Here is a 20647-nt window from a genome sequence, read left to right as displayed (position 1 = left end):
CCGGAGGCCGGCTCGAACGAAAGGCTACTTGAATGCGGTTTTGCTGCCGTCTTTGTGCCAGGTGAAAACCTGGAATTCAAAGTCGTTCAGGTCGCCCTGTTTGTTCCACGAGGTTTTGCCGATGGGGGTATTGAACGAATTGGCGTGCAGGTATTCGGCCACTTTGGTGGGGTCGGTGCTGCCCGAGCCCTTGATAGCCTCGGCAATTACCTGGGTGGCGGCATAGGCGGTGAGCTGGAACGCGCCGCTGGCATTGCGTTTTTTGCTTTGGAAGGCCTTGACGATGTCGGCGTTGGCCGGGTTCTGGGTGAAATCGGCCGGCAAGGTCAGCAGCATGCCTTCGGCGGCGTCGCCCGCGATGGCGTTGATGTCGGGGTTGCCCACGCCTTCGGGGCCCATGAACTTGGCGTTCACGCCCTGTTCGTGCGCCTGGCGCAGCAGCAGGCCCATTTCGGGGTGATAGCCGCCGTAATAGACGAAATCGACGTTGTTGGATTTCAGCTTGGTGATGATGGCGGAATAATCGCTGTCGCCGGCGTTGATGCCTTCGAACATCACGACCTTGACGCCGCCTTTTTCAAGGTTGTCTTTGACGGCGGTGGCGATGCCCTGGCCATACGATTGCTTGTCGTGCAGCACGGCAACCGTCTTGGGCTTGATCTTGTCGAGAATGAACTTGGCGGCGGCGGGGCCTTGCTGGTCGTCGCGGCCGATGGTGCGGAAGATGAACTGGTAGTTCTTGCCGTCGGTGAGGGCGGGCGAGGTGGCCGAAGGGGTGACCATGACCACGCCTTCATCATCGTAGATGTCGGCCGCCGCGATGGTGGCGCCCGAGCACACATGGCCCACGACGAAGCCGATTTCGTCGTTGACGACGCGGTTGGCGGCCACCGGACCCTGCTTGGGTTCGCAGCCGTCGTCGATGACGACCGTTTCGAGCTTCTTGCCATCGATGCCGCCGGCGGCGTTGATGCGTTCGACCGCGGTGTCGACGCCTTCGCGCACCATGGCGCCATATTGGGTGACCGGGCCAGTGGTGGGGCCGACCACGGCGATCTTGATGGTTTGCGCCTGTGCGCCGGCCGAGACAGCCAGGCCCACGGCCAGGCCGAGCGCGGCCAGGACCGGAGTGAGGCGGGACGGTTGTTTCATGGGGAATCTCCTTTGCGTCGTTATATAAGCCGGGCCCGCTGAGGCGGGCGCGAGGCTTGTGCAGGCAAGCATACCTGAAAGCCTGGTGAATTTGCGCCGGCGGGGTAGACAATCGACGCAGATCCGGCATGGCAGTCCTTATGCCTCTGGGCGTATATGCAAAAGACGATTTATTCGTTTGCGTTCATAAGCCGGCGCGGCATTATTGACGCCATGAGATTCCAACCGATCATCGTCCCGGGCTGGAAAGACTCCGGTCCAGGCCACTGGCAGACCCGCTGGGAACAGTGCGTGCCGCATGCGCAGCGCGTGCGGCAGCCTGATTGGGAAACCCCCGATCCGGCGGTGTGGAACGCCACGGTGGCCGCTTGTGTCGACGCGGCGGCATGCCCGGTGTTGCTGATCGCGCACAGCCTGGGCTGCCTGGCGGCGGTCAGCCTGCCGGTGCCGTTGCGCGCCAAGGTGGCCGGCGCGTTGCTGGTGGCGCCGGCCGATGTCGAGCAGCCCGGCATGCCGGACTGCCTGCGCGCATTTGCGCCGGTGCCGGCGCAGTCGCTGCCGTTCCAGTCGGTGGTGGTGGCGGGCGACAACGACCCGTATTGCCGCCTGGAAAGGGCGCGCCAGTTCGCGGCCGCGTGGGGCAGCCGGCTCGAGGTGATCCCGCGAGGCGGGCATATCAACGCCGACAGCGGGTTCGGCGAATGGCCGCAGGGGCTGAAGCTGCTGTCGGCCCTGCGGCGCCGGGCCATCTGGCGCGTGGCGGCGCCCTTGCCGCGGGTGTCGCCGGTGCCCGCGCCCCTGGGCGCGCCGTAGGCGGCGTGAATCGGGCGTAAATCAGGTGACTGGCTTCGCAGGCGCCAGACACCGCGGTGTGCTGCAGCTATTTCAGGCATTGCCCAGGTGTCTGGCTCCGTATGGTGCCAGACACCGTCGTGTGCCGCGGTTATCTCATTCGTACGGTGTCTGATGCGGCCTCAGGTGCCTTCCACCCGGCGCCCTGTGTCGGTTTCGAACCAATGCAGCGCGTGGCGGCCGTCGGGGCCGACGGTGAGCTGGTCGCCTGGCCGGGCTGGGGTTTCGGCCAGCTGGCGGGTGGCGCAGCGCACCACCACGGCGCTCTGGCCGCAACGGCAGTGCACCAGCTGTTCGGACCCCAGTGTTTCCACCATCTCGACTTCGGCCGCCAGGCCCTGGGCGTTCAGCAGCATGTGTTCCGGCCGCATGCCCATGGTGACCGCGCGGCCGCGCACGGCGGCCGGCACTTGCAGCGGCGAGATGTCCAGCGCCAGGCCGTCCGGAGTTTGCAGGGTGCCGTCGCCGGACACGTCGACCGGCATCAGGTTCATGGGCGGCGAACCGATGAAGCCGGCCACGAAGGTGGAGGCCGGCTTTTCGAACACTTCCATGGGGGTGCCGATCTGTTCGGGCACGCCCTGGTACATCACGATCATGCGGTGCGCCAGGGTCATGGCCTCGACCTGGTCGTGGGTGACATACAGGCTGGTGGTGCGCAGCCGGCGGTGCAGCTTCATGATTTCCAGGCGCATGGCCACGCGCAGCTTGGCGTCCAGGTTCGACAGCGGCTCGTCGAACAGGAACACCTTGGGCTCGCGCACGATGGCGCGGCCCATGGCCACGCGCTGGCGTTGTCCGCCCGACAGCTGGCGCGGCCGGCGGTCCAGCAGCTTGTCCAGCTCCAGTATCTGCGCGGCGGCTTCCACCCGCTTGCGGATGTCGTCCTTGGAAAACTTGCGGATCTTCAGGCCGTACGCCATGTTGTCGAATACGCTCATGTGCGGGTACAGGGCGTAGTTCTGGAACACCATGGCGATGTCGCGCTCGGCCGGTTCGAGCTCGTTGACGACCTTGTCGCCGATCAGGATCTCGCCGCTGGTCACGGTTTCCAGCCCCGCCACCATGCGCATCAGGGTGGATTTGCCGCAGCCCGACGGGCCGACGATGACGATGAATTCGCCGTCTTGCACGTCGACGTCGATGCCGTGGATGACGGCGACGTTGCCGGCATAGGTTTTCTTGACGTTGCGAAAGCTCAGGGTAGCCATGGAATGTTCTTTGCGTGGACGAGGGCGGGCAGGGCGTTTATTTCTCGGTGTCGACCAGGCCCTTGACGAACCATTTCTGCATCAGGATCACCACCAGGGCTGGCGGCACCATGGCCAGCATGGCGGTGGCCATGGTGATGTTCCATTCGGTGACGCTGTCGCCGCCGCTGATCATGCGCTTGATGCCGATGACCACCGGGTACATGTTTTCTTGCGTGGTGATCAGCAGCGGCCACAGGTACTGGTTCCATCCGTAGATGAACTGGATGACGAACAGCGCGGCGATGCTGGTGCGCGACAGCGGCAGCAGCACGTCGCGGAAAAAGCGCAGGGGGCCGGCGCCGTCGATGCGGGCCGCCTCGACCAGTTCGTCGGGCACGGTCAGGAAGAACTGGCGGAACAGGAAGGTGGCGGTGGCCGATGCGATCAGCGGCAGGGTCAGGCCGGCGTAGCTGTTGAGCAGGCCCAGGTCGGCCACGACCTTGTAGGTGGGCGCGATGCGCACCTCGACCGGCAGCATCAGCGTGACGAAGATCATCCAGAAGAAGAACATGCGGCCCGGAAAGCGGAAGTACACCACTGCGAAGGCCGACAGCAGCGAAATGGCGATCTTGCCCAGCGAGATGACCAGCGCCATGATCAGGCTGACATACAGCATGCGGCTTACGCCGGCACCGGCCAGGGCGCGCGCGTAGTTGTCGACGAAGTGCGGGCCGGGCAGCAGCGACATGGGCGCGGCGGCGACTTCTTGCGCGGTCTGGGTCGACGCGACAAACGTGACGTACAGCGGAAAGGCCACCAGCGCCACGCCGCACAGCAGGATCAGGTGGGCCAGTATGTCGAGCCAGGGGCGGCGTTCAACCATGGTGTCGTAGCCTTATGAATCAGTACTGCACTTTGCGGTCGATGTAGCGGAACTGCACTACGGTCAGGGCCACTACGATGGCCATCAGCACCACCGACTGGGCGGCCGACGAGCCCAGGTCCAGGCCGTGGAAGGCGTCGCTGTACACCTTGTAGACCAGGATGGACGTGGCCGTGCCCGGCCCGCCCTGCGTGGTGGTGTCGATGACCGCGAAAGTGTCGAAGAATGCGTAGATGATGTTGACCACCAGCAGGAAGAACGTGGTGGGCGACAGCAGCGGAAACACGATGGTCCAGAAGCGCCGCGCCGGCGAGGCGCCGTCGATGGCGGCGGCCTCGATCAGTGAGCGCGGAATGGATTGCAGGCCGGCCAGGAAGAACAGGAAGTTGTAGGAAATCTGTTTCCAGACGGCGGCGATCAGCACCAGCATCAGGGCCTGGTTGCCGTTCAGGCGCGGGTTCCAGCTTACGCCCAGGTCGTGCAGGGCGACGGCCAGGATGCCGACCGAAGGCGAGAACAGGAACAGCCACAGCACGCCCACCACGGCGGGGGCCACGGCATAGGGCCAGATCAGCAGCGTTTTATACAGGCCGGCGCCGCGCATGACGCGGTCGGCCATGACGGCCAGCAGCAGCGACACGGCCAGGCCCACGAAGGCCACCAGCGCCGAGAACACGGCGGTGACGCGGAAAGAGTCCAGGTAGTCGGGCTGGCGGAACAGGTCGACGAAGTTGGCCAGCCCGACGAATTCGGAAGACAGGCCGAAGGCGTCCTGCAACTGCATGGACTGCCACATGGCCTGGCCGGCGGGCAGGAAGAAGAAGATCAGCGTAACGGCGATCTGCGGGGCCAGCAGCAGGTACGGCAGGGTCTTGTGCCGGAAGACGACGCGTTTTTCCATGGATGCACGCCCGTGGGGACTTATAAGCCGGCGGCAGGCAAGCCGCCGGAGCATGCCGCGCGGGCCGCGCCGGCCCCCGCGGGGCGAGCGGCGCGGCCGGGCGGTTTACTTGACGCTTTTCTCGAATTTCTCGAGCAGTTCGTTGCCGCGCGTGACCATGACCTTGATGCCATCCTGGGCCGAGGTCTTGCCGGACATGATGCGTTCCATTTCCTGGTCTTCGATTTCGCGGATCTGCGGCAGGAAGCCCAGGCGCAGGCCGCGCGACTGCGCGGTGGTCTCGACGTTGAGCTGCTTGACGCCGACTTCGGTGCCGGGGTTTTTCTCGTAGAAGCCCTGCTTCTTGGTGAGCTCGTACGCGGCCTTGGTGACGGGCACGTAGCCGGTCTGCTGGTGCCAGCGGGCGGCGATTTCGGGGCTGGCCAGGAAGTGGAAGAACTTGGTCACGCCCTTGTAGGTTTCGGGCGCCTTGTTGGCGAACACCCACAGCGATGCGCCGCCGATGATGGTGTTCTGCGGCGCGCCCTTCACGTCGGCGTAATAGGGCAGAGTGGACGTGCCGAACTCGAACTTGGCGTTCTTGGAAATGTTGGCGCGCAGGCCGCTGGAGCCGGTGATCATGGCGCACTTGCCGCCGATGAACAGCGAGTTGGGCTGGTCGCCGCGCCCGCCGTACATGAAGATGCCTTCTTTGGCCAGCTTGGCCAGGTTGTCGAGGTGGCGCACGTGCAGCGGGGTATCGATGGCCAGGCGGGCGTCCAGGCCGCCGAAGCCGTTGTCTTTGGTGGCGTAGGGTACGTTGTGCCAGGCCGAGAAGGTTTCAAGCTGCACCCACGACGGCCAGGACGTGGTGTAGCCGCATTCCTGCCCGGCGGCCTTCAGCTTCTGGCCGGCGGCGGCCAGCTCTTCCCAGGTCTTGGGCGGCTTTTCAGGGTCGAGGCCGGCTTTCTTGAAGGCGTCTTTGTTGTAGTAGAAGACCACCGTCGAGCTGTTGAACGGCATCGAGATCAGCTTGCCGTCTTGCGACGAGTAGTAGCCCGCCACGGCGCCGATGAATTCTTTGGGGTCGAGCGGATCGCCGGCTTCTTCGGACATTTGCTGCACCGGCTTGATGGCGCCCTTGGCGTACATCATGGTGGCCGTGCCGACTTCGAAGACCTGCAGGATGTCGGGCGCATTGCCCGCGCGGAACGCCGCGATGCCGGCGTTCATGGATTCGCCGTAGTTGCCCTTGTACACGGCGTTGACCTTGTAGTCGGGGTTTTTCTTGTTGAATTCCTGGACCAGTTCGTTGACGCGTTCTCCCAGCGCGCCTTCCATCGAGTGCCAGAACTGGATTTCGGTGGCGGCGTGGGCCGAGGATCCGGCAAAGGCCGCCAGCAGGGCGGCAAAGGTGAAGGCTAAGCGGTGGGATCGCATGGAAGGTCCTCCTTGGTTGCGTTGCTGCGGCGCGGGGTGTCCGGCCGTAGAGAACACGACACCTTATGTATGGTTTGTGACAGAGACGTGACTTTTACACCACCCGCAGGCGCTGTCAAATGTGAAATAGCGTACGCCAGTAACGGCTGTTTGGGGGAATAGGGCGGAGGGCGGCAGGTGTCCGACTCCCGCAGGGTGTCGGACGCCGTACGCCTGAGACGCCTGTGGCGTACAGCGGTGTCAGGCACCTGGCGGAGCCTGACACCTGTGTTTACCGGCGCTTCAGCGGGCCGGCTGCTCGACGGCGGCGGGGCGGGCCAGATTCCACATCAGGGCGCGGAACGGCGCGAGCATGCTGAGGTTGACCGCCAGCTTGATGGCCAGGTCGCCGAACATCCAGGTGACCCAAGGCATACCGGTGGCGGCGAAGGCCACGCTGAAGAACACCGCGGTGTCGAGCACGGCGCCGACGGTTCCCGACAGCAGCGGCGCGCGCCACCAGCGCTGGTCGCGCAGGCGGTCGAAGACCCGGATGTCGGCCAGCTGGGCGCAGATGTATGCCAGGCCCGAGGCCAGGGCGATGCGCGGCGAGGCCACCCATACCGACACCGCCAGGGCGGCGGCGAAGCCCACCCAGGCCACGCGGCGCGCGGCGGCCGGGCCGAAGCGGCGGTTCAGGACGTCGGTGACCAGGAACGCCACCGGGTACGACAGGCCGCCCCAGGTCAGCCAGTCGTTCAGCGGCACCTGGACCAGGATGTTCGAGCCCACCACGATCAGGCCCATGCAGAACACCGCCACGGCAAACTGCCGCGCCGACATGGGCTGGAAGCGCCGTGCGGGGGTCATTTGCCGAACTCGCTGGCCAGTTCGCGCGAGCGCCGGGCTGCCGCTTCGATGGCCTGGCCCACGATGGCGGCCAGGTCTGCCTGCTGGAAAACCTGCAGCGCGGCGGCAGTAGTACCGCCCTTGGACGTGACGCGCTCGCGCAGCACGGATGGCGCGTCGTCGGATTGCGCGGCCAGCCGGGTGGCGCCGTCCAGCGTGCCCAGCGCCAGCTGGCGCGCCTGTTCGGGGCTGAGGCCGACGGCGACGCCGCCGGCGATCAGGGCTTCCAGGAACAGGAAGACATAGGCGGGGCCGCTGCCCGACAGGGCGGTGACGGCGTCGAGCGCGGCGTCGTCGTCTACCCAGACCACCTGGCCCACCGAGCTCAGCAGGCGCTCGGCCAGTGCGCGGCCGGCGCGGTCGACGCCGGGCAGGGCGGCCAGGCCGGAGGTGCCGGCGCCCACCAGGGCGGGCGTGTTGGGCATGCAGCGCACCAGGTTCTGCCAGGGCGCGCCGGGTTCGCCCAGCCAGCCGGCCAGGGTGTCGGCGCGGATGCCGGCGGCCACGCTGATCACCAGCGTGCCGGGCTGCAGCCAGGCACGGGTGGCGGCCACGGCCTCGCGCAGCTGTTGCGGCTTGACGGCGTAGATCCAGACGCGGCACGCCTGCAGCGCGGCATCGGGCGCGCCGGCCGCGGTGGCGCCGCGGCTGCGCCAGGCGTCTTGCACGGCGGGGGTGGGATCGATGGCGTGCAGGTTGCCGGCCGGGCAAATTTTGCCCGCCAGGCCGCTGGCCAGGGCCGAGGCCATGTTGCCGCCGCCGATGAAGGCGATAGAAATCTGTGTATCCATGGTGCGCGATTGTAGCCGCCGCCGGTGCGTCACGAACGCAAGCGCGGTGTAAGAATGCTGTCAGATACTGCGGGCAATCGGACTTCGGGGCATCAGGGTTATACCTTGGTTGCACCCTCACAACACTCCGTACTCGCCATCCGGGCACAACCCGGGTGGCACCTGCAACTCGGCCCGCGGCCATCCGCCGCGGGGCCGAATATATGTCCCCTTTTGTCTGGCCCTGCAAAATATTGGGGATTACACGCAGTGACACCGCGAAAGGCTGCTTTCAGAATACCGCCCACGCTGTACTTTTGCCCAAGAAGCCGGCAATGGTCGCGTCGGGCCGCCGGGTATCCCCCGTCGATGCCGATTCTTCCAAAGCTGCCTATCCCTTTCGCCGGAGAATTCCGAATGAAGCTTCTGCACCGCGTTACCCCTGTCGCCATGGCATTTGGGGCGCTGCTCCTGGCTGGCGCCGCCCAGGCAGCCGACACCATCAAGATTGGCATCCCCCAGCCCATGACCGGGCCCAACACCCAATATGGCACGCAGATCCAGGCAGGTGCGCTGACCGCCATCGAAACCATCAACGCCCAGGGCGGCGTCAAGGGCAAGAAGCTCGAGCCCATCCTCATCGATGACGGCTGCGAACCCAAGCAGGCCGTGCCCGCCGCCAACCGCGTGGTCAATTCGGGCGCCAAGTTCGCCGTGGCCCATGCCTGCTCGGGCGTTACCGTGCCGGCCGTCAACGTGTACGAACAGGAAGGCATCGTCGCCATTACCCCGGGCGCGACTTCGCCGCTGGTTACCGACACCACCAAGCCGCACTTCTTCTTCCGCACCATCGGCCGCGACGACCAGCAGGGCCCGTTCGCCGCGCGCTATATCGCCAACACCCTCAAGCCCAAGAAAGTGGCCGTGCTGCACGACAAGCAGACCTACGGCTCGGGCGTGGCCACGCAAGTAAAAGAAACGCTGGAAAAGAACAAAGTCAACGTGGTGATGTTCGAAGGCATCAACGTCGGCGACAGCGATTATTCGGCCGTGATCACCAAGCTGAAGTCCGAGGGCGTGGACCTAGTCTATTTCGGCGGCTACCACCCCGAACTGGGCCTGCTGCTGCGCCAGTCGCGCGAACAGGGCCTGGACGTGCAGTTCATGGGCCCCGAAGGCACCGCCAACCAGGACCTGGTCGCCATTGCCGGCCCCGCCATCGAAGGCCTGCTGGTGACGCTGCCTTCCGACTTCACCAAGCTGCCTGGCAATGAAGGCATCGTGAAGGCGTTCCACGACGCCAAGCGCGATCCCGACGGCGCCTTCCAGATGCCCGCCTACGCGGCGGTGCAGATCCTGGCCAAGAGCATCGAAGCCGTGGGCGAAGACCCCGTCAAGGTGGCCGACTACATGCACAAGACCACTTTCGACACGGCCATCGGCAAGGTCGAATACGATGCCAAGGGCGACCTGAAGGACTTCGAATTCGCCGTCTTCAAGTGGGACAAGAACGGCAAGAAGACCCAGCTGTAACCACGCGCCGCCCCGGCCATCCGCCGGGGCTTGAACGCACGCCCAGGTTTCCGGCTCCGGGTCGTTCTACCGGGGCCGGAACCATTTGGAGCATAGGTACTCATCCATGTCAGACCTTATCCCCCAACTTACCCAGCAGGTCTTCAACGGCCTTTCGCTGGGCGCGATCTACGCGCTGATTGCCATCGGCTACACAATGGTCTACGGCATCATCGGTATGATCAACTTCGCCCACGGCGAGATCTACATGATCGGCGCCTACGTGGGCCTGGTCACCCTGACCGCCATCGGCACCAACAGCGGCCTGCCGCTGCCTTTCGTGATCGCGGCCATGCTGCTGGTGGCCATTGTCGTGACCGGCGTGTACGGTTTCAGCGTCGAACGCGTGGCCTACCGGCCGGTGCGCGGCAGCCAGCGGCTGGTGGCGCTGATCTCGGCCATCGGCATGTCCATCTTCCTGCAGAACTGGGTTGCGCTGGGGCAGGGCGCGCGCGACATGGCCGTGCCCTCGCTGATCTCGGGCTCGGTGCAGTTCAACATGGGCTCGCAGTTCGATGTCACGCTGCCGTATTCCCGCATCATGATCATCGTGGTCACGGTGCTGCTGATGATCGCGCTGTCGCTGTTCATCAAGTATTCGCGCATGGGCCGCGCCTCGCGCGCCTGCTCGCAAGACATGCACATGGCCAACCTGCTTGGCATCGACACCAACCGGGTCATCTCTTTCACCTTCGTGCTGGGCGCCATGCTGGCGGCCGTGGGCGGTGTGCTCATTGCCATCACCATCGGCAAGCTCAATCCGTTCATCGGCTTTCTGGCGGGCATCAAGGCCTTTACCGCCGCCGTGCTGGGCGGCATCGGCAGCATCCCCGGCGCCATGCTGGGCGGCGTGCTGCTGGGCCTGGCCGAGACGCTGGCCGCGGCCTATATCTCGTCCCAGTACAAAGACATCGTGGCCTTCGCGCTGCTGGTGCTGATCCTGCTGTTCCGCCCCACCGGGCTGCTCGGCAAACCTGAGGTGGAAAAAGTCTGATGGCCAACAACACCCTTAAAAACGCCACGATGGCGGCCGTGCTGACGGCCGTCATTGTTACGCCGGTGTTCGGGCTGCAGCTGGTTCGCCAGGGCGCCCGCACCAATATGGAAACCCACTGGGACCTGGTGGCCCTGGCCGCCGCAGTGGTGTTCGTGTTCCAGCTGCTGCGCCCCTGGCTGGCGCGGCCTTTCCGGCAATTGAAGACCAGCATTCCGATGCTGCCCTCGGCCCCCGCCAAGGGCAACAAGTGGATCATCGCGCTGCTGATCCTGGCCGCGGTGATCTGGCCGTTTTTCAGCGGCCGCAGCTCGGTCGACATTGCCACGCTGGTGCTCATCTATGTGATGCTGGGCCTGGGCCTGAACATCGTGGTGGGCTTCGCAGGCCTGCTCGACCTGGGCTTCGTGGGCTTCTACGCGGTGGGCGCCTACACCTATGCGCTGCTGTACCACTGGGGCGGCTGGGGCTTCTGGGAAGCGCTGCCGTTCGCCGGCGCCATGTCGGCGCTGTTCGGGTTCATTCTGGGCTTTCCGGTGCTGCGCCTGCGCGGCGACTACCTGGCCATTGTCACGCTGGGTTTCGGCGAAATCATCCGCCTGCTGCTCATCAACCTGAACTTCATGACCGGCGGCCCCGACGGCATCTCGGGCATTCCCAAGCCCAGCGTGTTCGGCATGGAAATGGCGCGGCGTTCCAGTGTGGAAGGCACCCGCACGTTTCACGAGATCATGGGCTGGACGTTCGACAACCAGCATATGGTCAACTACCTGTACCTGATGGCCCTGGCCCTGGCCCTGGTGACCCTGTTCGTGTCCACGCGCCTGATCCGCATGCCGGTGGGCCGCGCCTGGGAAGCGCTGCGCGAAGACGAAATCGCCTGCCGCTCGCTGGGCCTGAACCCCACCCGCATCAAGCTGTCGGCCTTCACGCTGGGCGCCATGTTCGCGGGCTTCGGCGGCGCGTTCTTCGCCGCGCGCCAGGGCATGGTCAACCCCGAATCGTTCACCTTCATCGAATCGGCCCTGATCCTGGCCATCGTGGTGCTGGGCGGCATGGGCTCGCAGGTGGGCGTGATCCTGGCCGCCATTCTGCTGACCGTGCTGCCCGAGGTGGCGCGCGAGTTCGCCGAATACCGCATGCTGATATTCGGCCTGGTGATGGTGTTGATGATGATGTGGCGTCCACAGGGGCTGCTGCCCATGAAGCGTCCCCACGTGGAGCTGGCCAAATGAGCGAAGCACTATTGAAAGTATCCGGGCTGACCATGCGCTTCGGCGGCCTGCTGGCCGTCGACAGCGTGGGCTTCGAAGTGCAGCGCGACGAAGTGTTCGCCATTATCGGCCCCAACGGCGCGGGCAAGACCACGGTGTTCAATTGCGTGGGCGGCTTCTACAAGCCCACCGCCGGCGAGATCGTCATGGACGGCAAGCCGATCACCGGCCTGCCCAGCCATAAAGTGGCGCGCCACGGCCTGGTGCGCACCTTCCAGAACGTGCGCCTGTTCAAGCAGCTGACCGTGCTGGAAAACCTGCTGGTGGCCCAGCACACCCAGGTGGAATCGCGCCTGTTGCCAGGCCTGCTGAAGCTGAAAGGGTACCGGCAGTCCGAGGCCGAGGCCCTGACGCGCGCGGCGCAATGGCTGGATTTCATGGGCCTGCGCCAGTATGCCAACCGCGAGGCGGGCAACCTGGCCTACGGGCACCAGCGGCGGCTGGAGATTGCGCGCTGCATGATCACCAAGCCGCGCCTGCTGATGCTGGACGAGCCGGCGGCCGGCCTGAACCCGCAGGAAAAGCGCGACCTGCAGCAGCTGATCGACCAGCTGCGCCGCGAGTTCGGCGTGGCGGTGCTGCTGATCGAACACGACATGAGCCTGATCATGGGGATATCCGACCGGATCCTGGTCATGGAGCACGGCAAGCCCATTACCACCGGCACACCCGAACAGGTGCGCAGCGACGAGCGCGTCATCAAAGCGTACCTGGGGGAAGAATGATGCTGAAGCTGGACAATATCCATACCTATTACGGCGCCATCCAGGCCCTGAACGGGGTGTCGGTCGAGGTCAACCAGGGCGAGATCGTTACCCTGATCGGCGCCAACGGCGCCGGCAAGACCACGCTGCTGATGACCGTCTGCGGCAACCCGCGGGCGCGCGAAGGCACCATCACCTTCGAGGGCGAGGACATCACCCGCAAAGACACTCACCACATCATGCGGTCCGGCATCGCCATTTCGCCCGAAGGGCGGCGCGTGTTCAAGGACCTGACCGTGGCCGAGAACCTGATGATGGGGGGCTTTTTCGCCGGCCGCGAGGCCATCCAGGCGGGGCTGGAACACGTCTACACGCTGTTTCCGCGCTTGAAAGAGCGCGCCGCGCAGCGCGCGGGCACCATGTCGGGCGGCGAGCAGCAGATGCTGGCGATCGGCCGCGCGCTGATGACGCAGCCCAAGCTGCTGCTGCTGGACGAGCCGACCCTGGGCCTGGCGCCGCTGATCATTGCGCAGATCTTCGACATCATCCGCACGATCCGCGAGCAGGGCGTCACGGTGTTCCTGGTCGAGCAGAACGCCAACAAGGCGCTGCAGGTGGCCGACCGGGGGTACGTGCTGGAGAACGGCAAGGTGGTGCTGCAGGATACGGGCGCCAACCTGCTCGTCAACGACGACGTGCGCAAGGCCTACCTGGGCGGCTGACCGGGGAATCGCGGGTCTTGCCAGGTGTCTGACACCCGCCAGGGTGTCAGACACCGTATACGTTGAGACGCTCTCGGCGCACACTTCGGTGTCTGACACCCTGGCGGGAGTCAGACACCTGGCTGACCTGGCTGCCTGGCCAAGTGCCTGTACGCTACAGGCCTTCGGCCTTCAGGGCGGCCTGCACGCCCGGGTCGGCTTCCATGCGCTTGAAGAAGGCGGCCAGGTTGTCCATGCCGGACAGGTCGATGTTCTTGCCGTGCGCCCAGCGCAGCACTACGTACAGGTACGGGTCGGCGATCGAGGGCGCCGCGCCGGCCAGGTACGGCTGGCCCGCCAATTGCTGGTCGAGCAGGCCGAACAGGTTGCGCAGGTACGCGGCCGCCGAGGCGGACAGCTGCGCCTGCGCGGCCTCGTTGCCCGGCAGAAAGCGTTGCGCGCCGAAGATCAGCGAGAACGTGCGGTGCAGGTCTGAATTGATCAGGCCCAGCCAGCGGCGCACCTGCGCCCGCGACGCGGCGCTGCCGTCGCCCAGCAGCTGGCTTTGCGGAGCCTGTTCAGCCAGGTATTCCAGGATGGCGGCGTTCTGCGTCAGCGTCAGGTCGCCATCGGCCAGGGCCGGCACCGCACCCAGCGGGTTGACCTTCAGGAACTCGGGCTGCTTGAGCTCTTCGCGCGTCAGCTTGTGCAGCTGGTAGGGCTTGCCGATCCATTCCAGGACGATGTGCGAAGCCAGCGAGCAGGCCCCGGGCATGTAGTACAGTTTCATTGCACGTATTCTCCAGAAGAACAAGACGGTCTGACGCCTTGTGCAACCATGGTACGCCGGTTGCGTGGCGGGCGGCAGGCCGCTTCCCTTGCCGACAACCCGATCATCGACGCTGCCGGAGGTGCTTCATGCCGAGATTGCAATCGTGCCCAGCCTGGCGCCCGGGGGCCGTGGCCGCCGCGCTGGCCGCGCTGCTGGCGGGCGGGCTGCCCGCTGCCCAGGCGCAGACCCAGGCGCAGCCGGCCGCGCAAGGCCGGGTCCAGGTTACCGAACTGGCCCGCGGGCTGGAACACCCCTGGTCGCTGGCCTTCCTGCCCGACGGCGGCATGCTGGTCACCGAGCGGCCCGGCCGCCTGCGCCGGCTGGATGCGGCGGGAACCCTGTCGGCGCCCCTGGCGGGCGTGCCCAAGGTGCATGCCCAGGGGCAGGGAGGCTTGCTGGACGTGGTGCTTTCACCCGGCTTCCGGCGCGACCGCCTGGTGTATTTGTCGTACGCCGAAGCCGACGCCGAGGGCGATCGCAGCGGCACGGCGGTGGGGCGGGGCCGGCTGTCGGACGACGCCAGCCGGCTGGAGGATTTTACGGTGATCTTCCGGCAGCAGCCCAAGCTGTCGAGCGGCCAGCATTATGGCGGGCGCATGGTGTTCGGGCGCGATGGCCTGTTGTTCGTGTCGTTGGGCGAAAACAACCGCCGCCCCACCGCGCAAGACCTGGACAAGCTGCAGGGCAAGATCGTCAGGATCAAGCCCGACGGCACTGTGCCCGCGGGCAATCCGTTCGCCGGCCGCGCCGGCGCGCGCGCCGAGATCTGGACCTACGGCATGCGCAATCCGCAGGGCATGGCGCTGAACCCCTGGACCGGCGAGCTGTGGGAACACGAGCACGGTCCGCGCGGCGGCGACGAGGTCAACATCATTCGCGCCGGCCGGAACTATGGCTGGCCCCTGGCCACCTACGGCATCAATTATTCCGGCTTCGCCATTCCAGAGGCCCGGGGCGACACGCTGCCCGGGGGGCAGGGGCCGCTGTACTGGTGGAAGAAGTCGCCCGCCATCAGCGGCATGGCTTTCTACGATTCGGGCCGCTACCCGGAATGGCAGGGGTCGCTGTTCATCGGCGCGCTGGCCGAGCAGGCCCTGATCCGGCTGCAGCTCAAGGACGGCAAGGATATCGTGGCCGAGGAGCGCCTGCTGCACGACCTGGGAGCGCGCATCCGCGATGTGCGGCAGGGGCCCGATGGCGGCGTGTATGTGCTGACGGATGCGGGCGACGGGGCGCTGCTGCGGCTGGCGCCGGCCCGCGGCCAGGGAGACGGGACATGAGTACGTATGAACTGATAGGCTCGCGCGGCTGCGGGTCGGCGATCGTGGAAATGGCGCTGGAACTGGCCAATGTGCCGTACAGCGTGACGGACTTGCCCTATCTGAAGCCCGGTCCCGGCCGGGACCGGCTGCTGCGGCTGAACGTCACGGGCCAGGTGCCGACCCTGGTGCTGCCGGGGGGCGAGGTCATGACCGAAAGCGCGGCCATGATCATGCACCTGAATGACGTGGCCCCGGCCGCGGGGCTGGCGCCGCCCGCCGACAGCCATGAGCGGGCCAGGTACTGGCACGTGCTGATGCGCCTGATCGGCGCGGTGTATCCGACCTTTACTTATGCGGACGATCCGCCCAAGTGGACCACGCCGGGCGAGCCGGCCGAACTGCTGCGCACCCGGGTGCACGGCCGCCGCGCGGAATTGTGGCAGGAGCTCGATCGCCATGTCGGCGCGCCGCATGTGCTGGGACGGCGCTTCAGCGCGCTGGACCTTTATGTGACGGTGATGATCCGCTGGCGGCCCGGGCCGCAGTGGTTCAAGTCGTATTGCCCGGCCCTGTATGCCGCGGCCGCGCAGGCGGCGGGCCAGCCGGACGTGGCCAAGGTGCTGGCCCACCATTTCGATCCGCCGCTGGAGTAGGTGCCGCGAAGCAGGTGTCGAGATACCAGGTATCTGGCTCCGCAGATGCCAGACATCTGGTGAGCCTTGCGTCCAGGTCAGGCCGAGCGCCAGGCGGCCCAGGCCACCAGCGCCCAGGCCAGCAGGAAGGCCGCGCCGCCCAGCGGGGTGATGGCGCCCAGCCAGCGGGTGCCGGTAAGGGCCAGCAGGTACAGGCTGCCGCTGAACAGCACGATGCCGGCGAACATCACCAGCCCGGCGGTGGACAGCAGGGCCGAGCCGAAGCGTGCGCCCAGCAGGGCCACCACGAACAGGCCCAGCGCATGGACCAGGTGGTACAGCACTCCGGTCTGCCACACCGCCAGCAGGTCGGGCGCCAGCATGCGCTTGAGCCCGTGCGCGCCGAACGCGCCGGCCCCCACCGCGGCGATCATGTTGAGAGCGGCCAGGATGGTGAGCTGCCGGTCGGTCATGGCTGGTGTCCTTTGCTGAATGCGGAACGGTGCCCGCGTCGACGGCATTATGCCGCCCATGCCGGCCAGAGCGGCGCATAGGGCCGGCATGCGAGGGAATATTTTGTATATGGACAAATTGTGCACTTCTTTGACAACAGCCAAGTGTGTTGCCACTATTCCCGCCATGTGGGCGCATGCCGCGCGCCAGCAAGAACAAGAGGGACGCGATGATACCGCACGAAGCCCGCCTGAGCGCCGATGGCTGGAAGCAGACCCGGGGCGCCGGGGCTTTCATAGCGTCGCTGGGCCCGTTGTGGGCGCAGCGCGCGGAGCATGGCTGGCGCTACGGCTTCGTGGCGACCGGGCAGCATTTGAATCCGGCGGGGGTGGTGCATGGAGGCCTGCTGCAGGCGCTGATCGATCATGTCCTGAGCGCGCTGGCCTGGGAGGCCGTGGCCCGCAGACCGTGCGTCACGGTGCAGACGGATTCGCAATTCCTCAGCGCGGTGCATGCCGGCGAATTCATCGTCGGGCAGGGCGTCGAAACGCACCGCACCCGCAACCTGGTTTTCATGCGCGGGCAGCTCAGCGTCGAAGACACGCCGGTGCTTTGCGCGCAGGCCATTTTCAAGATCGCGGGTTCCGCCCCGGCGCGGACGTAGCGCCGCCGCGCGCCGGGCGCCGGATCAGCGTCGATTTGCCGAACAGGCTTTGCACCAGTTCGGTGGCCAGCACGGCGGTCTTGTTGCGCACGTCCAGGGCCGGGTTGAGTTCGACGATGTCGAGCGAGCCGAGCCGGCCGGTGTCGGCGATCATTTCCATGCACAGCTGTGCTTCGCGGTACGTGGGGCCGCCGGGAATGCTGGTGGCGACGGCGGGCGCGATCTCGGGGTCGAGGAAATCGACATCGAAGCTGACGTGCAGATGGGTGTCGGGGGCCAGGTCGGCCAGCGCGGCTTCCATGGCGGCGCGCATGCCGATTTCATCGATGGCGCGCATGTCGTAGACCTCGACGCCGGCCGCGTCGATCAGGGATTTTTCGCCTTCGTCGACGCTACGGATGCCGATCTGGCGGATCCAGCCGGGCTGCAGCGCCGGTACGTGGCCGGCCAGCCCGACGAGGGGCTCGGGGCCATTGCCGCACAGGCAGGCCACGGGCATGCCGTGCAGATTGCCCGAGGGGGTCAGCGCCTGGGTGTTGAAATCGGCGTGCGCGTCCAGCCACAGCACGCGCAGCGGCTTGCCGGCCTGCCGGCAATGGCGGGCCACGGCGCTGATCGAGCCCACGCCCAGGCAGTGGTCGCCGCCCAGCAGGATGGGCAGGCGGCCGCGCCGCAGTTCGGCATGCACGGCGTCGTGCACCGCGATGTTCCAGGCCACGACTTCGGTCAGGTGGCGGTAGCCGTGTTGTGGCGGCAGGCCGGGGTTGGGCGGGCCGGCCAGGTTGCCGGCGTCTTCGACGTCATGGCCCAGCCCCTGCAGGGCGGGGCCCAGGCCGGCCACGCGCAGGGCTTCGGGGCCCATCGAGGCGCCGCGCGAGCCCGCGCCGATATCGGTGGGGGCGCCGATCAGGGTCAGGGCGTGCGGCGCGGCGGTGGCGGCGAAGGTAGGCACGGCGGCGGCTCCTTGGCGGCCGGGGCCGCCTGCTGGGGGTAGGGGTATCTTTATCGATGTGCAGCCGCGACGCAAGCGGCGCCCGCCGGTGCCCAGGTCGGCCGCAGGGGCATGGCCGGGCCGGCCTGGCCGGCTGCGGCACAATAGGGTTTTTCTGCTTGCCGCTTTCCGGGCGGCCATTCATCCATGTTCCGTTTTTCCAGATTGCGCCGGGCGGGCCTGCTGTGCCTGCTGATGCTGGCCGCCGGCGCCGCGGGCGCGGCGCAAGACAGGCCGCTGCGCATCGCCGTCATTCCCAGCGTGGCCAACGAAGCCACCGAGATCGCCATCGCGCAGGCGCGCAAGCAGGGCCTGAAGGTGGAACTGGTGGAGTTCAGCGACTGGGTCATGCCTAATATCGCCGTGGCCGAGGGCTCGGTCGACGCAAACTTTTTCCAGCACGAACCCTTCCTGCAGCTGTTCAACCGCAGCCGCAACGCCAACCTGGTGCCTATCGCCTATGGGTATTCCACCACCATCGGCCTGTTCTCGAAGCGCCTGAAGCCCGGCGACTCGGTGCCGCAGGGGGCCCGCATCGCCATCCCGAACGACCCGGTCAATACCGGGCGGGCCTTGCTGCTGCTGCAGAAAATGGGCCTGCTGGTGCTGCGCAGGGGCGACGACCCGCACGCCGCCATGCAGGACATCGTGTCCAACCCGAAGCAGCTGGCGCTGATCCAGGTCGAGGGTTCGCAATCGGCGCGCACCTTCGATGACGTGACTGCGTCGGTAACCTACACCACGTTCGCCAAGCATGCCGGCATCGACGAAAAAGACGGCCTGGCCTTCGACAACACCGATCCGCAGAATGTACGGCGTTATGCGATCCGCTGGGTAACCACGCCCGAGCGCGCGCAGGATCCGCGCCTGTTGAAGTTCATCCGCATCTACCAGCAGTCGCCCCAGGTCAAGGCCAAGCTGCGGCAGCTGTACGGCGAGCTGATCGATTTCCCTTGGTAGTTCGGGCAGGTGTCTGACTCCCGCAGGGTGTCAGACACCGTGCTGTTGAGACAGTCTCTGCGCGCTTCGGTGTCTGGCACCTGCGGAGCCAGACACCTGATTCGCTGCGGGAGTGGGTTAGCTTGGCAAGGCCAGCAGTTCGCCCATGCGCACGGGGCCGCGCACTGACGGGGTGTCGGTCCAGCGCACGCGTCCGGGCCCGAACAGCACGATGACGGTGGAGCCCAGCTTGAACAGGCCCATTTCGGCGCCTTTGTCCAGGTAGATGGGCGCGCGCGCGGCTTCATCGTAGCGCTGCGCGCGGATCTGCCGCTTGTGCGGCGTGACCAGCCCGGCCCAGGCGGTTTCGATGGACGCGACGATCATCGCGCCCACCAGCACCATGGCCATGGGGCCGTATTCGGTGTCGAACAGGCAGACCACCCGCTCGTTGCGGGCGAACAGTTCGGGCACGTGGCCGGCGGTAAGCGGGTTGACCGAGAACAGCCGGCCCGGCACGTGCACCATTTCGCGCAGCGTGCCGGCGCAGGGCATGTGCACGCGGTGATAGTCGCGCGGCGACAGGTAGATGGTGGCGAAGTCGCCGCCCATGAACGGCTCGGCGCGGCCCGGGTCGCCGCCCAGCAGGGTGGTGAGGCTGTACGAATGGCCCTTGGCCTGGAAGATGCGGCCATGCTCGATGGGCCCCAGCTGGCTGATGGCGCCATCGGCCGGGCACAGCACGGCGTGCGGCTCGGTATCGAGGGGGCGCGCGCCGGGCTTGAGCTTGCGGGTGAAGAACTGGTTGAAGGTGTCGTAGGCCAGCGGGTCTTGCACCAGCGCTTCGCCCATGTCGACGCCATAGCGGCGCACGAAGCGCGAGATCATCCAGTTCTTGATGGCGGGCGTGCGGCAGTCGGCCGCCAGGCCCATCAGGCGCGACACCAGGTGATGGGGCGCGGCATACTGGCTGGCAAGAAAGAGCTGGTCTTTGAAAAGCATGGAATCCGTCGAGTGCGTGGGGCTGCCGCAGGGCTAGGAATGTTACATGTTATGGACGCCCGGCGCCAGGGCGCGGGCGCTAGCCGCGCGGCAGCGGCTCGACGGGCACGCCTTCGGGAATGTGGCGCACACGTTCGCGCTGGATCTGGCGGGTGGCGAACCCGGTATGGCGGCTGGCCGCGTTGCGCAGCAGTACCGACAGCACCGAGCCCTTGTCCTGTATCCAGCGCGTCTTGCCGCGCAGCAGCCGGACCGCGCTTGCGGGCGTGCCCAGCCGGTACCCGGTGTCGTTGATGGTGACGCTGTGCTTGCCGTCGAAGGCGGCGGGGTCCTGGTCGGTAATGGCGACGGCGTCCAGGTTGTTGGTGACGTGGTCGATGCGGTACAGGAAGGTGATGCGGTTGTACGGATCGTGGATGGCGATCAGCTTGTCGGCGCCGGACACGTCGGAAATCATGCCGATGACCTGCGATTCGACCAGCAGGCTGCCGCGCTGCTCTTCGGTATAGAGCAGCACGGTCAGCGGAATGTCGGCGGCGGAATCGGGCATGGACGGCACGGGAATGGAC

At 66.5% G+C, this 20647-nt stretch carries 22 protein-coding genes; 10 read left to right on the top strand and 12 right to left on the bottom strand.

The window, feature by feature from the left end; genetic code table 11:
* Positions 1–24: 24 nt before the first annotated feature.
* Positions 25–1152 (bottom strand): branched-chain amino acid ABC transporter substrate-binding protein, encoded by a 1128-nt coding sequence (locus J2P76_RS03270; RefSeq protein WP_207404434.1) that lies wholly within the window; start codon positions 1150–1152, stop codon positions 25–27.
* A gap of 213 nt (positions 1153–1365) precedes the next feature.
* On the opposite strand from J2P76_RS03270, the gene J2P76_RS03265 reads away from it, so the two are divergent.
* Positions 1366–1965 carry an RBBP9/YdeN family alpha/beta hydrolase gene (locus J2P76_RS03265; RefSeq protein WP_207404433.1) on the top strand — a complete coding sequence of 200 codons (600 nt, stop codon included), beginning with the start codon at positions 1366–1368 and terminating at the stop codon, positions 1963–1965.
* A 161-nt stretch (positions 1966–2126) separates the two neighbouring features.
* Here the strand turns inward: J2P76_RS03265 and J2P76_RS03260 are convergent, their stop codons facing one another.
* The 6 genes from J2P76_RS03260 to proC all read right to left on the bottom strand — a co-directional run bounded on the left by J2P76_RS03260 (position 2127) and on the right by proC (position 8079).
* Positions 2127–3215, bottom strand: a complete 1089-nt coding sequence (locus J2P76_RS03260) for a sn-glycerol-3-phosphate import ATP-binding protein UgpC (RefSeq protein ID WP_207404432.1) — start codon at positions 3213–3215, stop codon at positions 2127–2129.
* A gap of 37 nt (positions 3216–3252) precedes the next feature.
* Positions 3253–4080, bottom strand: a complete 828-nt coding sequence (gene ugpE, locus J2P76_RS03255; protein ID WP_207404431.1) for a sn-glycerol-3-phosphate ABC transporter permease UgpE — start codon at positions 4078–4080, stop codon at positions 3253–3255.
* A 19-nt stretch (positions 4081–4099) separates the two neighbouring features.
* The gene (gene ugpA, locus J2P76_RS03250) at positions 4100–4981 is read right to left on the bottom strand and encodes a sn-glycerol-3-phosphate ABC transporter permease UgpA (RefSeq protein ID WP_207404429.1); all 882 of its coding nucleotides are present in this window, start codon (positions 4979–4981) and stop codon (positions 4100–4102) included.
* A 105-nt stretch (positions 4982–5086) separates the two neighbouring features.
* Positions 5087–6400, bottom strand: a complete 1314-nt coding sequence (ugpB, locus tag J2P76_RS03245) for a sn-glycerol-3-phosphate ABC transporter substrate-binding protein UgpB (RefSeq protein ID WP_207404428.1) — start codon at positions 6398–6400, stop codon at positions 5087–5089.
* 282 nt (positions 6401–6682) lie between these two features.
* Positions 6683–7249 carry a queuosine precursor transporter gene (locus J2P76_RS03240; protein WP_207404427.1) on the bottom strand — a complete coding sequence of 189 codons (567 nt, stop codon included), beginning with the start codon at positions 7247–7249 and terminating at the stop codon, positions 6683–6685.
* Positions 7246–8079 carry a pyrroline-5-carboxylate reductase gene (proC, locus tag J2P76_RS03235; protein WP_207404425.1) on the bottom strand — a complete coding sequence of 278 codons (834 nt, stop codon included), beginning with the start codon at positions 8077–8079 and terminating at the stop codon, positions 7246–7248. Before proC ends, J2P76_RS03240 begins: the two co-directional genes overlap by 4 nt.
* A gap of 396 nt (positions 8080–8475) precedes the next feature.
* On the opposite strand from proC, the gene J2P76_RS03230 reads away from it, so the two are divergent.
* The 5 genes from J2P76_RS03230 (at position 8476) to J2P76_RS03210 (ending at position 13324) form a co-directional block, all read left to right on the top strand.
* On the top strand, positions 8476–9591 hold the full coding sequence (locus J2P76_RS03230) for a branched-chain amino acid ABC transporter substrate-binding protein (protein WP_207404424.1): 1116 nt from the start codon (positions 8476–8478) through the stop codon (positions 9589–9591).
* A gap of 106 nt (positions 9592–9697) precedes the next feature.
* Positions 9698–10624, top strand: a complete 927-nt coding sequence (gene livH, locus J2P76_RS03225; RefSeq protein ID WP_207404422.1) for a high-affinity branched-chain amino acid ABC transporter permease LivH — start codon at positions 9698–9700, stop codon at positions 10622–10624.
* Positions 10624–11859 (top strand): high-affinity branched-chain amino acid ABC transporter permease LivM, encoded by a 1236-nt coding sequence (locus J2P76_RS03220; RefSeq protein ID WP_207404421.1) that lies wholly within the window; start codon positions 10624–10626, stop codon positions 11857–11859. Before livH ends, J2P76_RS03220 begins: the two co-directional genes overlap by 1 nt.
* Positions 11856–12623 (top strand): high-affinity branched-chain amino acid ABC transporter ATP-binding protein LivG, encoded by a 768-nt coding sequence (gene livG / locus J2P76_RS03215; RefSeq protein WP_207404420.1) that lies wholly within the window; start codon positions 11856–11858, stop codon positions 12621–12623. The genes J2P76_RS03220 and livG overlap by 4 nt, the downstream gene beginning before the upstream one ends.
* Complete coding sequence (locus J2P76_RS03210) at positions 12623–13324, top strand: ABC transporter ATP-binding protein (protein ID WP_207409101.1); 702 nt, start codon at positions 12623–12625, stop codon at positions 13322–13324. The genes livG and J2P76_RS03210 overlap by 1 nt, the downstream gene beginning before the upstream one ends.
* 154 nt (positions 13325–13478) lie before the next feature.
* Here J2P76_RS03210 and J2P76_RS03205 read toward each other — a convergent pair whose 3' ends face one another.
* The gene (locus tag J2P76_RS03205; protein WP_207404418.1) at positions 13479–14093 is read right to left on the bottom strand and encodes a glutathione S-transferase family protein; all 615 of its coding nucleotides are present in this window, start codon (positions 14091–14093) and stop codon (positions 13479–13481) included.
* A 128-nt stretch (positions 14094–14221) separates the two neighbouring features.
* Here J2P76_RS03205 and J2P76_RS03200 point away from each other — a divergent pair, with 128 nt between their 5' ends.
* Positions 14222–15415 (top strand): PQQ-dependent sugar dehydrogenase, encoded by a 1194-nt coding sequence (locus tag J2P76_RS03200; protein ID WP_207404417.1) that lies wholly within the window; start codon positions 14222–14224, stop codon positions 15413–15415.
* Positions 15412–16050 carry a glutathione S-transferase gene (locus tag J2P76_RS03195; RefSeq protein ID WP_207404415.1) on the top strand — a complete coding sequence of 213 codons (639 nt, stop codon included), beginning with the start codon at positions 15412–15414 and terminating at the stop codon, positions 16048–16050. Before J2P76_RS03200 ends, J2P76_RS03195 begins: the two co-directional genes overlap by 4 nt.
* A 77-nt stretch (positions 16051–16127) precedes the next feature.
* On the opposite strand, the gene J2P76_RS03190 is transcribed toward J2P76_RS03195, so the two are convergent.
* On the bottom strand, positions 16128–16502 hold the full coding sequence (locus tag J2P76_RS03190) for a DUF423 domain-containing protein (RefSeq protein WP_207404414.1): 375 nt from the start codon (positions 16500–16502) through the stop codon (positions 16128–16130).
* Positions 16503–16711: 209 nt separating this feature from the next.
* Between J2P76_RS03190 and J2P76_RS03185 the strand changes: the two genes are divergently transcribed.
* Positions 16712–17146 carry a PaaI family thioesterase gene (locus J2P76_RS03185; RefSeq protein ID WP_207404412.1) on the top strand — a complete coding sequence of 145 codons (435 nt, stop codon included), beginning with the start codon at positions 16712–16714 and terminating at the stop codon, positions 17144–17146.
* On the opposite strand, the gene rocF is transcribed toward J2P76_RS03185, so the two are convergent.
* On the bottom strand, positions 17112–18098 hold the full coding sequence (gene rocF, locus J2P76_RS03180; RefSeq protein ID WP_207404411.1) for an arginase: 987 nt from the start codon (positions 18096–18098) through the stop codon (positions 17112–17114). The genes J2P76_RS03185 and rocF overlap by 35 nt on opposite strands.
* A 186-nt stretch (positions 18099–18284) precedes the next feature.
* Between rocF and J2P76_RS03175 the strand changes: the two genes are divergently transcribed.
* Positions 18285–19097 (top strand): MetQ/NlpA family ABC transporter substrate-binding protein, encoded by an 813-nt coding sequence (locus J2P76_RS03175; RefSeq protein ID WP_207404410.1) that lies wholly within the window; start codon positions 18285–18287, stop codon positions 19095–19097.
* A 117-nt stretch (positions 19098–19214) separates the two neighbouring features.
* Here the strand turns inward: J2P76_RS03175 and asd are convergent, their stop codons facing one another.
* Positions 19215–20078 carry an archaetidylserine decarboxylase gene (gene asd / locus J2P76_RS03170; protein WP_207404409.1) on the bottom strand — a complete coding sequence of 288 codons (864 nt, stop codon included), beginning with the start codon at positions 20076–20078 and terminating at the stop codon, positions 19215–19217.
* 79 nt (positions 20079–20157) lie between these two features.
* Complete coding sequence (locus tag J2P76_RS03165) at positions 20158–20628, bottom strand: hypothetical protein (RefSeq protein WP_207404408.1); 471 nt, start codon at positions 20626–20628, stop codon at positions 20158–20160.
* Positions 20629–20647 lie beyond the last annotated feature (19 nt).

The sequence above is a fragment of the Bordetella petrii genome (assembly GCF_017356245.1).
GTDB classification, from domain to species: Bacteria; Pseudomonadota; Gammaproteobacteria; order Burkholderiales; family Burkholderiaceae_B; genus Bordetella_A; species Bordetella_A petrii_D.
This window is presented reverse-complemented; position numbering and strand designations above follow the sequence as displayed.

Coding starts and splice junctions, on each gene's coding strand:
- J2P76_RS03205 (WP_207404418.1), bottom strand. CDS start 14,093: ATGAAACTGTACTACATGCCCGGGGCCTGCTCGCTGGCTTCGCACATC.
- J2P76_RS03260 (WP_207404432.1), bottom strand. CDS start 3,215: ATGGCTACCCTGAGCTTTCGCAACGTCAAGAAAACCTATGCCGGCAAC.
- J2P76_RS03185 (WP_207404412.1), top strand. CDS start 16,712: ATGATACCGCACGAAGCCCGCCTGAGCGCCGATGGCTGGAAGCAGACC.
- asd (WP_207404409.1), bottom strand. CDS start 20,078: ATGCTTTTCAAAGACCAGCTCTTTCTTGCCAGCCAGTATGCCGCGCCC.
- J2P76_RS03240 (WP_207404427.1), bottom strand. CDS start 7,249: ATGACCCCCGCACGGCGCTTCCAGCCCATGTCGGCGCGGCAGTTTGCC.
- J2P76_RS03210 (WP_207409101.1), top strand. CDS start 12,623: ATGCTGAAGCTGGACAATATCCATACCTATTACGGCGCCATCCAGGCC.
- J2P76_RS03230 (WP_207404424.1), top strand. CDS start 8,476: ATGAAGCTTCTGCACCGCGTTACCCCTGTCGCCATGGCATTTGGGGCG.
- ugpA (WP_207404429.1), bottom strand. CDS start 4,981: ATGGAAAAACGCGTCGTCTTCCGGCACAAGACCCTGCCGTACCTGCTG.
- J2P76_RS03190 (WP_207404414.1), bottom strand. CDS start 16,502: ATGACCGACCGGCAGCTCACCATCCTGGCCGCTCTCAACATGATCGCC.
- J2P76_RS03200 (WP_207404417.1), top strand. CDS start 14,222: ATGCCGAGATTGCAATCGTGCCCAGCCTGGCGCCCGGGGGCCGTGGCC.
- livH (WP_207404422.1), top strand. CDS start 9,698: ATGTCAGACCTTATCCCCCAACTTACCCAGCAGGTCTTCAACGGCCTT.
- J2P76_RS03265 (WP_207404433.1), top strand. CDS start 1,366: ATGAGATTCCAACCGATCATCGTCCCGGGCTGGAAAGACTCCGGTCCA.
- livG (WP_207404420.1), top strand. CDS start 11,856: ATGAGCGAAGCACTATTGAAAGTATCCGGGCTGACCATGCGCTTCGGC.
- ugpB (WP_207404428.1), bottom strand. CDS start 6,400: ATGCGATCCCACCGCTTAGCCTTCACCTTTGCCGCCCTGCTGGCGGCC.
- J2P76_RS03270 (WP_207404434.1), bottom strand. CDS start 1,152: ATGAAACAACCGTCCCGCCTCACTCCGGTCCTGGCCGCGCTCGGCCTG.
- J2P76_RS03195 (WP_207404415.1), top strand. CDS start 15,412: ATGAGTACGTATGAACTGATAGGCTCGCGCGGCTGCGGGTCGGCGATC.
- J2P76_RS03165 (WP_207404408.1), bottom strand. CDS start 20,628: ATGCCCGATTCCGCCGCCGACATTCCGCTGACCGTGCTGCTCTATACC.
- proC (WP_207404425.1), bottom strand. CDS start 8,079: ATGGATACACAGATTTCTATCGCCTTCATCGGCGGCGGCAACATGGCC.
- J2P76_RS03175 (WP_207404410.1), top strand. CDS start 18,285: ATGTTCCGTTTTTCCAGATTGCGCCGGGCGGGCCTGCTGTGCCTGCTG.
- J2P76_RS03220 (WP_207404421.1), top strand. CDS start 10,624: ATGGCCAACAACACCCTTAAAAACGCCACGATGGCGGCCGTGCTGACG.
- ugpE (WP_207404431.1), bottom strand. CDS start 4,080: ATGGTTGAACGCCGCCCCTGGCTCGACATACTGGCCCACCTGATCCTG.